Source organism: Psychrobacter sp. Ps7 (assembly GCF_022129225.1).
In the GTDB taxonomy this organism is placed as follows: domain Bacteria; phylum Pseudomonadota; class Gammaproteobacteria; order Pseudomonadales; family Moraxellaceae; genus Psychrobacter; species Psychrobacter immobilis_A.
This window is the reverse complement of sequence record NZ_JADQAH010000053.1, coordinates 1-12,768: the sequence shown is the minus strand read 5'-3', so window position 1 is coordinate 12,768 and position 12,768 is coordinate 1. Positions and strand designations below refer to the sequence as shown.

Here is a 12,768-nt window from a genome sequence, read left to right as displayed (position 1 = left end):
GTGCCAATTTGACTAAAATGAGCCGCTGGATCATACCGGGTATTATGTTTGTGGTGTTGACAGGTGTGATGGCTATTGTTGGTATGCTACCGGGTATTCCAGCACTGATGGCAAACTTCCGCCATTAATAGCATCTTGCTTACCTATAAAAAGTCAGCCTTGGTGCTGGCTTTTTTATGGGTGATGCTATGATAATAATTGGCTTGTAAAACAATGACTACCGCCCCATAACTAGCAGTATTACAAGACTTTTAAGAGCAAAAAAATCTATGGTCAATGTCTCAGAATCGAGTCCTGTCGATGACAAGAAAGCCCGTCTTAAGCATTTAATCCAGCGCCTACCAAATTTGCCAGGGGTCTATAAAATGCTGGGTAAAAATGGCGATATTTTATATGTCGGCAAAGCTAAGTCGCTTAAGAACCGTGTGAATAGCTACTTTGCTAAAACCATTGACCATCCAAAAACACGAGCGCTAGTGGCACGGATACATAATATTGAAACCATTATTACCCGTAGTGAGACCGAAGCGTTATTGCTCGAGCAAAACTTGATTAAAGAATATCGTCCGCCTTATAACGTGCTATTGCGTGATGACAAATCTTACCTTTATGTGTTTATTTCAGCGGATAAACCTTACCCGCGATTGGCTTATGGTCGCGGTAAAGGCAATCACCAAAAAGGTCGCTTTTTCGGTCCTTTTCCCTCTGCTCATGCTGCCAAAGAGACACTGGTGCTGATGCAGAAAATGTTTCAAATGCGCCAATGTACCAATACTTTTTTTAAGCAACGTAAGCGTCCTTGTCTTGAGTATCAGATTAAGCGTTGCCGTGCGCCCTGCGTGGGTTTGGTATTGCCTGAAGAATATATGGAAGATGTCAATAATACTATTCGTTTCCTAAAAGGCGACTCTAGCGATATTCATAGTGCTTTGATTGAAAAAATGGAAGCTTCTGCTGAAGAATTAGACTTTGAAAAGGCCGTGTTTTATCGCGATCAGCTGTCTATGCTGCGTGAAGTACAAGCTAAGCAAGCCGTTTATACCGTACAAGGTGAGGCGGATGTGATTGCTATCGCTAGTCAGGCGGGCATGACATGCGTCAACGTCTTGACCGTACGTGGCGGTCGTGTGTTGGGCGGTAAGAATCACTTCCCTGATGTGGATAGTAGCGAGCCTTTGGCGGACAATTTATCAGCATTTATTACCTCATTTTATTTTCAGGTAACGGATGACTTGCCACCTGAAATCATGTTGAGTCATGAATTACCGGATCAGGTGGCGGTCAGTGAAGCGCTAGCGAGCCATTTTGGCAGTAAAGTCGTGATCAAAACCAGTGTCCGTGAGCACCGTGCCGAATGGTTAGATTTAGCCAAACTCAATACCAATAATGCCCTAAAAACCAAGCTGGGCGACTATTTAGAGTTGCATGCGCGCTTTGGTGCCTTAAAAGATGTCTTAGCGGACGTCACTGATAGAACCATTGATCGCATAGAGTGTTTTGATATCTCCCATACCATGGGCGAGGCGACCATTGGTAGCTGCGTAGTATTTGACCAAGGTGGCTCGCGTCGCCGTGATTATCGCCAATATGCGATTCATGACATTGTCGGTGGCGATGATTATGCCGCAATGAAACAAGTGCTGACACGGCGTTATAAGAAGCAGCCATTGCCAGATCTGTTGCTGATTGATGGGGGTAAAGGTCAGCTTGGCATCGCTAAAGAAGTGCTAACCGAGCTGGGTATTCTTGGTGATACTTTGCTGATTAGCGTGGCAAAAGGCGAAGGACGTAAGGCTGGGCTTGAAGTGCTGCATTTTATCGATCATGAGCCGTTAGATTTACCGATGGATAGCAAGGCGCTGCATTTACTGATGCATATTCGCGATGAGGCACATCGTTTTGCGATTACAGCGCATCGTAAGAAGCGTGATAAGCGCCGTTCATCGTCAGTATTAGAGGTGATTCCTGGGCTGGGTGAAAAGCGCCGCCGTGATTTACTCAATCATTTTGGCGGATTGCAACAATTGCTCGGTGCATCGCAGCAAGAATTGGCAGGCGTGCAAGGGATTGGGCCAGTACTTGCAAAAACGGTTTATAAAGTATTGCACGAGTAGGCATTTACATTCTACCTACCTGTCTATCTGTCTAAATTTTTAGTAGTAGGGTAAACAGTTTCTAAGGTATTACATAGGTAATGGGTACAGTAACTTTTGTTGTAATAAACTCATTATCCTTAGTACCGGCTTTGAATATCATTTTTCTAGCATCACGTAGAGCTCTTAGGTCTAATGACACGACGCCTGATGACTCAGTAACAGAAATGGAACTAATTTGACCAGATTTATCAATCAATATGCTCAGGACAACTTCATATTCCTCACCAGCTTTCAAACGTCTAGCTGCTCTGTGTGGAACTGTGAACTGAGGTTGACGCAATATTTCAGCAGGCTTAATAACAGGCTCTCTTGTCGCTAGACTCTGACAGCCCGATAGTAATATGCCAGTAAAGATAAAGGGTAGTAGTTTCATAACCAGCTGACCTAGTCTGCTTTTATTTTATAAGTCACAAATTTAAAATCTAGTGCACTTTTTTCATCGTGCATTTGCTCAGATTCTTCGGCCACTTCAAACTCATTTGGCAATTCAGGATAAAATGCATCGCCATCAGTGATTTCAGTATCGACATGAGTCAGTTCAATACGGTCGGTATACATTAAGGCGTCGCTAAAAACGCGCTCGCCACCAATCACCCAAATAGTATCCAGATGCGCACCATGTGCCAGACTTGCCGCTTGCGTTAATGCATCATCTAAATTATGCACCACGTAAGCATTGCTTTTACCGACCAAACCTTTTTGTTCGGCATAATCTAGCTGGGTGCTGATGATGAAGCTCACGCGTTTTGGCAAAGGCTTGCTGCCCATTGATTCAAACGTCTTACGACCCATAATGACGATACCTTGAATCGCACCATCATTTTGTTTAGTCGTCATGCTTTTAAAGTGCTGCAAATCTGCTGAGATATGCCACGGTAGCTCATTATCTTTGCCGATACAGCGGTTGCTACTGATAGCTGCGATTTGGGCAACTTCGGTGTGGGCATAACTCATAACGTATCCTTTTTATTGTCTTTAACATGCTACTTGCATTTGCTGCATTTATTTAAAACTTTCAATCAAACAAAGGCTAGACTGCAACCTTTGCCTTAATCGCAGGATGCGACTCGTAACCATCAACGCTAATATCTTCGTATTTGAAAGCAAAAATATCATTCACATTAGAGTTAAGCGTCAGCGTTGGTAGCTTATAAAGCTCACGCGTCAACTGTAATTCAACTTGCTCGCGGTGGTTTTGATAAATATGACAATCGCCACCCGTCCAGATAAATTCGCCCACTTCTAATCCGCATACTTGCGCGACCATATGGGTCAGCAAGGCATAACTGGCAATATTAAATGGCACGCCTAGGAATAAATCTGCTGAACGCTGATAGAGCTGGCATGACAGTTTATTATCCGCAACAAAGAACTGAAATAGCGTATGACAAGGCGGCAGCGCAACTTGATCTGCTTCACCGGGATTCCAACCAGACACAATCAAACGTCTTGAATTGGGATTGGTTTTTATTTGTTCAATGACTTGGGTGATTTGATCGATACCATCATTATTATAGCTCCCATCTTCATGCTGGCTTGCGCCATAATTGCGCCACTGATGACCATAGACAGGGCCTAAATCACCAGCAGGACGATTAAAACGAGCCGTTTGCTCTGCGGTTGCCCATTCATTCCAAATGCGTACGCCATTGGCTTGTAGATAATCAACATGCGTACTGCCACTTAAAAACCAAAATAGCTCATAGACGATAGATTTAAAGTGGACTTTTTTGGTGGTTAATAATGGAAAACCATCGGCTAAATTAAAACGTAGCTGCGCGCCAAAGTGGCTCAGCGTACCAGTGCCAGTACGATCGCCTTTTTCAGTGCCTTCAGTCAGGACAAGATGCAGCAAATCTAGATAGGCTTGCTCGTTTTTACGCTGCTTGTTGTTACTAATAATGGAGTTGCTCATGGTCATAAAATTGCTCTTCTACGCTATTAAAACGCATAGTTGTATTGTTTTTTAACAGGCTACTTGATGTGAATTAGTGCTTAATAAGCCGACTGCTTACCCCAGTCATAGATACCGCGTTTGTAAGCGTATACCAGCATAATGAAACCAATAATAATCATGGGAGCGCTGAGTATCTGCCCTTTGGTCATCCAACCTAGTAATACAAATCCTTGGTCCGCATCTGGTTGGCGGAAAAACTCAATGATGAAGCGGCTGATGCCATAGCCCAATAAAAATACTGCCGATGCTGCCATACGTGGGCGCGGTTTTGATGAATACCACCATAGGAATAGGAATAATAATAACCCTTCGGCAAGTGCCTCATACAGCTGTGAGGGATGACGAGGTAGCAAATACTGCCCATTTACTTCAAGCATCAACTCTTGCAGCTCAGGGTTGGTTTGCAATTGCTGCATATCAGTAGCAGCCGCTTGCGGGAAGTAGGTAAGCCAGTTGTAGCCACCGTTAGAGACGCGGCCCCATAGCTCGCCATTGATGTAATTGCCAATACGACCAAATAACAAGCCCGTTGGCACACAAGGAACGATAAAGTCCAGCACCTGAAACGGGGTCTTTTTATACTTACGGGCAAAATATAACATGCCCAGTAAGACACCAATCATGCCGCCATGGAAAGACATACCGCCTTCCCAGACTTTGAAAAGGTAAGCGGGGTTTTGTAAAAATTCACCGAATTGATAAAACAATACATAGCCGACACGACCGCCCAAAATGACGCCAAGTGCGCCAAAAAATACCAAGTCGGACACCATGTCAGTGTTCCAATTGTCACGTTTGGTGCTGCGATACCAAGCCAGACCAAAGGCGGCGGCAAATGCCAACAAATACATTAGGCCATACCAGTGCACTTCTACTGGACCCAAAGACAGCGCTACAGGATCGTACTGAGGATGTATCATCATAAGGGCATCATAAATTTGGTAATAGAATGCTGCTCATAATAGCAAAAATAGCCAGTGAGGCATACCAAATTACGGTGAGGCTCATCTCATGGTAACAACTTATCTGCTACGGGTAACATCTAGAAAGAAAGCCAGAAAACCGCTAAGATATAAAAAAGTTGCTGAAGATAAGTGCCATCATGAATATTGCCTCATTATATTTAATGAGGCGTTAGATACTGCGTGCTTGCGCTAATGCACCGTATTAATGGATTAACCGTATTTTTAAGGAATGATTATGCAAGCTAAGTTATCAAAAGTAGCAATATTACCTAATTTTTTACCCTCTAAAAAACAGTTGACGCCACTGGGTTTATTTAGCTTAGCGGCTTTAGCTTTGACTCCTGCTCAGGCAGCTAACAGTAGTATTGAGCAAGTGACCATTTATCAGGGCTTAGCCAGCGTAACTCGTGCGTTACCAATTAATGGTAGCGGTGAGCAGACGCTGGTTTTTTCTTGTCTGTCCCCTTATATCGATAAAGACAGTGTGAGCGTACAAGCAGCAAATGGCATCAATATTGGTGAAGTCAGTATCGAGACTTTAAGCGATGAGCAAGCAGCACAGTGTCAGTATCAAGGTGAGGCGAGAGTGCAGACACAGCAAGATAATTTGGCAGTTATCAATGCTGAGTTAGAAGCGGCACGCTTAGCTAAAGCTTACTTGCAGAATTTAACCAAGGTCACGCAAATCAGTACAGATGGCACGCTTGCCAATAATGCGCGCGATCTGGAAACCCAAGCGGTCAGTATTAATAAACGCATACTAGAAATTCAGCAGCGCCAAGCCCGTGCGCAAAATGCGCTCAACCAACTAATGGCAGGCAGCGCGACTTCCACTCAAAATAGTGTGACTCAAGTGAGTGTACGTACTGCCAGTCGAGTACCAAGCAGTGTGAAACTGCACTATCAAGTACGCGGCGCGGGTTGGGAGCCAACGTATCAAGCAAGGCTGAATACTGAAACCAAGCAATTAAATATCATTGCCTCTGCGGTTATTGCCCAGCAGACAGGAGAAAACTGGCTCAATGTCCCTTTGATGCTAAGCTCTGTCAATCCCAATCAAAACACCACCAGCCAATTGCCACGAGTTGAGCGTTTTTCTTTATATGAAGAAGATAGAGAAAACCGGACTATATCTGTACCACCTATGGCGGAAAACATGTCTGTTGTGGTAACTGCAAGAGACAGCTATGGCGGTGCCTCGACACCTAACATGGCGCCGCTGCCAAGCTTTACCGTTAGCAGTCAGAATAAAAACGGCATTACCGAATACCGCTTGCCGCAGCGTATTAGTATTCCAAGCGATGGCAGGCGCGTACGGACAGTCATTGATGAGCAGTCGGGCAGTAGCAAGCTATGGATTCGTAGTACGCCGAGTGTGGAGGAAGCTGGCTATTGGTATGCATCCGCACCGTTCTTGACACCAGCTTGGGTAGATGGTTCGCTACAATTATACCGTGATGATAATTATGTCGGGCAGGCGCGCTATAGTTATCAAGCGCTCAAAGAGCAAGGTATCGGTTTTGGTATTGACCCTAATACCATCGTAAAGCAGATAGCTGATGAAGATAAGCAGGGTGATAAAGGCGCGTTTAATCGCACGCAAACCTTGACTAAAACCCAAGCTTATCAATTTAACAATCAGCACAACCGATCTATGCATCTACAAGTATTGGGCAGTGAGCCGATTAGCCGCGACGATAGTCTTAAAGTAACCGTCACTCATACACCGCCAGTGACTGAGCGTGACTGGAATGACAATAAAGGTATGGTTGCGTGGGAGTTTGATTTACCAAGTAAACAATCGAAAGTCATACAGTCGACCTCTCAGATTAGTTATCCTGCTAGCAAAAACTTATCAGTGAACTAATTTGTCAGTGAACTAAGTTCAAACCGAAATCAAGCTTGGCCATTCGCTAAGCAATGACATGTTATTAAGCACATTTTTAGTAAAATTAGGAGTCTTATGTGTATTGTCGCCATTGCTTGGCAACTATTTGATGAGCTGCCTTTGGTGTTATTGTCCAATCGCGATGAGTTTTTGCAGCGTCCGACAGAGCTGCTACATCAATGGGAAGATAAGCCTGTTTTTGCAGGACGCGATGTACAAAGTGGCGGTACTTGGCTGGGTATTCATCAACAGCCCCATCAAGCCAATCATCAATACAGTCATCAAGCGCCTCAAGAATATTATCAGCAAAACGGACGTTGGGCTGCGGTATTGAATTTTCGCGATGGCGTGCAGGCAAGCTCTGATGAGCGCTCACGCGGGGCGCTAGTCACGGATTTCTTAACCAGTGATATAAGCCCGATGGAGTTTGCACGGCAGATTAGTTTGCAAAACTATGCTGGGTTCAATCTCATTATTGGTGATATAACACAAGCCGTTATTGTCAATAATCGTGGTCATGCTCCTATGCCACTATATGCAGGACTGCATATCATTTCCAATGGTCAGCCTGAGGACAGCTGGTTTAAAACTGAAAAGCTGCGAGGCAGGCTGCGCCAAGAAATATTGCCACTAATCGCTGAGAATAGCGAACCTGAGTACTGGCAAGAAGCTGCCTTTGCGGTATTGTCTGATAATACGCAAGCGCCAGTGGATAAGCTGCCGGAGACTGGAGTGGCTGTTGAGATTGAGCAGATTCTGTCTTCTATTTATATAGAGCCTGTTGCTTTTAATTATACGCAAAATAATTTGCCAACTTATGCGACACGTACCCAAAGCATTGTAACCCTTAAATGTCATTCTCTGTTGGCAGATTCAGCAGTGGATGATATTGCTAGATTAGTAAGCCGAGAGTGTCAGCATGATAATTATAAAGAATGTCGGCATGATAGTCATAAGTAGCCTATGGGTTTTTAATCTATTAGCTTTTTCATCTACTCTTAATGAGGATTACGTACAATTTTCATGAGAAGGTTGATACTACAGTTTTAATATCTAACAATAGAGAATCAACAATCCCTTTATTAAAGAATGGATTTTACTTTAAATTACTATTTATATGGCGTAAGATAAATATAGATGTCACTAAAGTTCATACCAGTTGAGTAAATGTTTATAAAACAAGGAGTGTGAAATGAGCATGATGAAGTCACTGATATTTATTGAACCAGGTAAAATTGAAATTGTAGATAAAAAAATCCCTGATGTAGGCCCTAATGATGCCTTGGTAAAAATTACGACCACGACCATTTGTGGTACTGACATCCATATCTTTAAAGGTGAGTATGCCGTTGCAAAAGGCTTAACCATTGGTCACGAGCCAGTAGGTATCATTGAAAAGCTTGGTAGCGCAGTCATGGGCTATGAAGAAGGGCAGCGAGTCATTGCTGGCGCCATTTGCCCAACGTTTACCTCCTATGCCAGTCAAGATGGTTTCCCGTCACAAGACGGTGGTTATCTTGATGCAGATGGTAGATGTTCTTGTCACGGTTATAAAGCCACAGGCGGCTGGCGTTTTGGTAATCACATTGACGGTACGCAAGCAGAGTATGTGCTAGTGCCAGATGCGCAGGCCAATCTATGTCCAGTGCCAGATGGACTGACGGATGAGCAAGTGTTGATGTGCCCTGACATTATGTCGACAGGCTTCAAAGGCGCAGAAAACGCCAATATTCAGATCGGTGATGTGGTTGCTATATTCGCACAAGGACCTATCGGTTTATGCGCTACTGCTGGGGCAAGGATTAAAGGCGCCTCGATGATTATCGCTGTCGATGGCAATAATGACCGTTTGGCCATGGCAAAAAAACTGGGAGCAGATATTACTCTAAACTTCACAGAAATTGACGTGGTTGATGAGATCATGAAAATCACTGGTGGTCGCGGGGTGGATAGCAGTATCGAGGCGTTAGGTTTACAGTCTACGTTTGAGCAATGTCTCAAAATATTAAAACCAGGCGGTACACTCTCAAGCTTGGGTGTGTATTCTGAAGATTTAGTCATTCCAATGGCTCATTTCGCCTCTGGTCTTGGCGATCATACGATAAGAACGGCTCTCTGCCCAGGAGGTAAAGAGCGTATGCGCCGATTGATGAATGTCATCGAGTCCGGTCGAGTGGATTTATCAGAGATGGTGACGCATACCTATGCCTTGGATGATATTGTAGAGGCCTATGACTTGTTCATGCATCAGCGTGACGGCGTACTAAAAATTGCTATCAAGCCATAATTATTCCGCAAGATATAATCGCTATATAATAGAAGAGCCTGCATCTAAAGGATACAGGCTCTTCTATTAGGTGTTACTTTTAATCAGAATGTCAGTTCATCCTATCAACAAGTGATTGTCTTGTTCAGGAATAATCAGCTCTTGTCTTAGAGGTAGCTCAGGCACTAGCTCCTGCAAGGCACGACGATAAACGCCTCGTTTAAAATGAATCACTTGTCCAAGTGGATACCAGTAACTGACCCATTGCCAATGATCAAATTCTGGTTTGCCCTCATCAAAGCGGATATGTTGAGTGTTCGTCTCATCTAAGCGTAGCAAAAACCATTTCTGTTTTTGCCCAATACATAAAGGGTGCTGTCCATGCCGCACATAGCGTTTTGGCAGACGATAACGCAACCAATCTTGCGTCACTGCCAATAAGTCTACATGACGCGGATGCAGGCCGACCTCTTCCCAGAGCTCGCGATACATCGCATCCATCGGCGTCTCCCCACGGTCGATACCGCCTTGTGGGAACTGCCAAGCGTTGTGACCAATACGTTTTGCCCACAGAACCTGCCCTTGTGTATTTGCCAAGATGATGCCGACATTGGCGCGAAAGCCGTCTGCATCTATCATGATTAAACCTTTTTAATTTATTTAAAATAGCTTATTTTGAGCTAGAACCGTGACAGCAATCATAATTATTATAAGGTGATGGTTGTCGATATTAGGTCAAAATAAGATTCATTACCGTTATTAAACCAAGAAACAAGCAAAATGTGTAACAGTATTTTGCTATAAAATGTTTCACGAGCTTAACTGTTTAAAATCAACCAGTTATAATTAAACTTTTGTAATGTATTTTGGAAAATCTTACTGCAAAGAGAGGTTCGAACTATAAGAGGATAGGTTTGAATAATAAACAGTAGGCGGTGTATGAATGTTAATTCACTGCTAAGAAAATTTTAGTAAAAAGGTTTAATTAAAAATAAGGCAGCAAAAGACAAATAGGTGAGCTATTCATAATGATAATGATTTTGGATGATAAGCGCTCGATAAAATGTGCCATTGGCTTATGCTACACTAGCCAAGTAAAACATATTGCCAGAAAATAAAAATCGGGCAACGAGCTAATTAAAATAAGGAATGGTCAAGATGTCAGAGTCAAAAGCAAGTGTAACGTGGCAAGAAAACAAAGCATTTATGGGCGTGTCACCATCAGGGCATAATGTACAGATCGATGCCGATAAAGAAAAAGGTGCAAGTCCGATGGAGCTGATTCTATTGGGGCTTGGTGGTTGTGCTAGCTACGATGTGGTAGCGATTTTACAAAAATCGCGCCAAGAGGTGACAGACGTGCGTTGCGAGTTGACAGCTCAGCGTGCTGAAACTGTACCAGCTGTCTATACTGACATTCACATGCATTTTGTGGTGACAGGCCAAGATGTCAAAGAAAGCCAAGTAGAGAAGGCCATAAAACTGTCCGCAGAAAAATACTGCTCAGCCAGTAGAATGTTGGTACAAGGTGGGGTGAACGTCACCCATGATTTCGAAGTGATTGCAGGGTAGGGGCAAGTATACTAATGAATGCACTTCTGGAATTAGTCTCTGATACAGCAGCGTCCGCCATTTGGGCGATGGTCGTAGCAAGTTTACTACCGCTTGCCATGGCATTGACAGCGAAAGCTATTGGCGGCTTTAGTTTGGCTGACAATGCCCATCCACGTGATTTTTTACAAGGTACGACGGGCGCGGCCGCACGTGCTAACGCGGCCCAGCAAAACAGCTATGAGACGTTGCCAATATTTTTGGCAGCAGTACTGACGGCAATGCTGTTCTTTGTCCCACAATCTATTATCAATATACTGGCTTGGTTGTACGTGCTGATTCGTATCGGTTTTTGTGTGGCTTATATTACTAATTTGGCGACGTTTCGCTCCATACTTTGGGCGTTATCGATTGCCTGTTGTTTGATGCTATTCTATTTAGCAATTAGAGTGAGTGTTTAATCTTATTCGTTAGACAGACTGGCTTTAAGATAGTGCTGTTTTAAAACAGATTGCCTTTAAGATAAAAGCAGCTATTATTGGCGCACACTGGCTTGCAGTGCACTAATGATAGCTGCTTTATTTTTTTCTCTTTTAATACTGTCCCATAAAACTTTTGCTTCGCTATAGCCTTTGATGAGCATCGCAAGCCATTGCTTATAACGACCCACTAATATCACCTCAGTTTTAGCCCGACCTTCCAAAAATCTTATCTGATGGGTGACCATCGCTTCCCACGACAACGTTGCCGCACTTAGCATGGCATCATCTGAACCGCAATCCACTCGAGCAACCAAATCTGGACGGGTAACCGCGCCGCGACCTAACATCAGATGTTCTGTACCAGCTTGTACCATACAATTTTGCGCGTGCTCGGCATTCCATATCTCGCCATTGGCAATGACTGGAATATCTAGCGTGTTAAAGCTCTGGATTTTGTCCCAATAGGCTGGCGGCTTATAGCCTTGAGTTTTGGTCCGTGCATGAATGGTCAGCCAATCAGTACCACTGTCGCTAATCGCAGCTTTGATATCATCCATGCGGCTGGTATCGGTGTAACCTAAACGAATTTTGGCTGATACTGGAATATGAACGGGAACAGCTTGCCGCACTGCGCTGATAATCTGATACATGGTTTCGGGTTCATCCAACAATACGGAACCACCACGGTGGCTATTGACCGTCTTGGCAGGGCAACCAAAGTTGATGTCAATCGCCGGCGCACCAAGCTCGGCAGCATAAGCAGCATTTTCTGCCATGAGTTGCGCTTCACTACCGAGCAACTGGATATGAATAGGCGTGCCAGAGGCAGTTTTAGCATCATGACGCAGTTCTGGAACGTATTTATAAAATACATGCGCAGGCAATACGTGCTGAGTCACACGGATAAATTCGCTAACCGACCAATCATAAGGGCGACCCAAGTCTGATGCAATTTGCGTGAGGATTTGCCGCATTAATGGATCGGTCAAGCCTTCCATTGGAGCGAGCAGGCGGACGGGATTGGCGAATAACTGACGGATGGTATTTTGACGTATTTGAAGTTGCTGATTAGTATTCATGCTTGTTGTTCACTGCTAAAAGGGTGCTATTAAAGGATTGCCATAAAGACAGGTAGGCTAGAGGTTTAGAGTGGCAAATACAGAGAGTGACTAACTGAGAAAAATTAAGTATTACCAAAAATCACTTTTTTGCCTGTCTGCAAACCCGATATCAAGTCTTTAATATTATGGATGTCCAAATTGCTCTGGGCACGTGTGCAAGCGACGTAGAGCAAACGCAACTCTTCAGGGCTGATCTTGACTGCATTGGTGGTCACATCATAATAGAAATCATCGTCCAGCTGTACCTTTCCCCATTCGAGCCCTTTCGCTTTGTGGGCAGTGGAGATAACATAGTCAGCATTTTCGATACTGGTGAGACTATTGACCGCTTGGCTCAGGACATTGGTGCCATGATCATCGACGAGTTTCACCAGTGTTTTTA

General features: G+C 44.0%; 13 protein-coding genes. 6 read left to right on the top strand and 7 right to left on the bottom strand.

All coding sequences use genetic code 11. The features are described 5' to 3' along the window. Positions 1-269 precede the first annotated feature (269 nt). On the top strand, positions 270-2,114 hold the full coding sequence (uvrC, locus tag I3257_RS13260) for an excinuclease ABC subunit UvrC (RefSeq protein WP_238050053.1): 1,845 nt from the start codon (positions 270-272) through the stop codon (positions 2,112-2,114). A 61-nt stretch (positions 2,115-2,175) separates the two neighbouring features. On the opposite strand, the gene I3257_RS13255 is transcribed toward uvrC, so the two are convergent. The 4 genes from I3257_RS13255 to lgt all read right to left on the bottom strand — a co-directional run bounded on the left by I3257_RS13255 (position 2,176) and on the right by lgt (position 5,036). After that, on the bottom strand, positions 2,176-2,529 hold the full coding sequence (locus I3257_RS13255; RefSeq protein ID WP_238050052.1) for an energy transducer TonB: 354 nt from the start codon (positions 2,527-2,529) through the stop codon (positions 2,176-2,178). Between the two features lie 11 nt (positions 2,530-2,540). Then, positions 2,541-3,110 carry a dihydrofolate reductase gene (locus I3257_RS13250; RefSeq protein WP_238050051.1) on the bottom strand — a complete coding sequence of 190 codons (570 nt, stop codon included), beginning with the start codon at positions 3,108-3,110 and terminating at the stop codon, positions 2,541-2,543. A 76-nt stretch (positions 3,111-3,186) separates the two neighbouring features. Then, positions 3,187-4,077, bottom strand: a complete 891-nt coding sequence (locus tag I3257_RS13245) for a thymidylate synthase (RefSeq protein WP_238050050.1) — start codon at positions 4,075-4,077, stop codon at positions 3,187-3,189. Positions 4,078-4,151: 74 nt separating this feature from the next. Continuing rightward, positions 4,152-5,036 carry a prolipoprotein diacylglyceryl transferase gene (gene lgt / locus I3257_RS13240; RefSeq protein WP_087813630.1) on the bottom strand — a complete coding sequence of 295 codons (885 nt, stop codon included), beginning with the start codon at positions 5,034-5,036 and terminating at the stop codon, positions 4,152-4,154. A gap of 277 nt (positions 5,037-5,313) precedes the next feature. Between lgt and I3257_RS13235 the strand changes: the two genes are divergently transcribed. The 3 genes from I3257_RS13235 (at position 5,314) to I3257_RS13225 (ending at position 9,253) form a co-directional block, all read left to right on the top strand. Further along, a complete protein-coding gene (locus I3257_RS13235) occupies positions 5,314-6,945 on the top strand; it encodes a DUF4139 domain-containing protein (protein ID WP_238050049.1) in 1,632 nt (543 codons plus the stop codon). A gap of 96 nt (positions 6,946-7,041) precedes the next feature. Continuing rightward, on the top strand, positions 7,042-7,926 hold the full coding sequence (locus tag I3257_RS13230; RefSeq protein WP_238050048.1) for an NRDE family protein: 885 nt from the start codon (positions 7,042-7,044) through the stop codon (positions 7,924-7,926). A 232-nt stretch (positions 7,927-8,158) separates the two neighbouring features. Next, positions 8,159-9,253: an NAD(P)-dependent alcohol dehydrogenase gene (locus tag I3257_RS13225; protein WP_238050047.1), complete on the top strand. Its 1,095-nt coding sequence runs from the start codon at positions 8,159-8,161 to the stop codon at positions 9,251-9,253. A gap of 96 nt (positions 9,254-9,349) precedes the next feature. Here the strand turns inward: I3257_RS13225 and I3257_RS13220 are convergent, their stop codons facing one another. Beyond that, positions 9,350-9,871 (bottom strand): RNA pyrophosphohydrolase, encoded by a 522-nt coding sequence (locus I3257_RS13220; RefSeq protein WP_045452438.1) that lies wholly within the window; start codon positions 9,869-9,871, stop codon positions 9,350-9,352. Positions 9,872-10,390: 519 nt separating this feature from the next. Here I3257_RS13220 and I3257_RS13215 point away from each other — a divergent pair. Both I3257_RS13215 and I3257_RS13210 read left to right on the top strand, forming a co-directional pair. Beyond that, positions 10,391-10,804, top strand: a complete 414-nt coding sequence (locus I3257_RS13215) for an OsmC family protein (protein WP_055125345.1) — start codon at positions 10,391-10,393, stop codon at positions 10,802-10,804. Between the two features lie 14 nt (positions 10,805-10,818). Further along, the gene (locus I3257_RS13210; RefSeq protein WP_238050046.1) at positions 10,819-11,244 is read left to right on the top strand and encodes an MAPEG family protein; all 426 of its coding nucleotides are present in this window, start codon (positions 10,819-10,821) and stop codon (positions 11,242-11,244) included. 74 nt (positions 11,245-11,318) lie between these two features. On the opposite strand, the gene I3257_RS13205 is transcribed toward I3257_RS13210, so the two are convergent. Both I3257_RS13205 and I3257_RS13200 read right to left on the bottom strand, forming a co-directional pair. Then, the gene (locus I3257_RS13205) at positions 11,319-12,344 is read right to left on the bottom strand and encodes a tRNA-dihydrouridine synthase (RefSeq protein WP_238050045.1); all 1,026 of its coding nucleotides are present in this window, start codon (positions 12,342-12,344) and stop codon (positions 11,319-11,321) included. Positions 12,345-12,448: 104 nt separating this feature from the next. Continuing rightward, positions 12,449-12,768 (bottom strand): 3'-5' exonuclease (locus tag I3257_RS13200; RefSeq protein WP_238050044.1); only part of this gene is annotated, 320 nt, incomplete at its 5' end.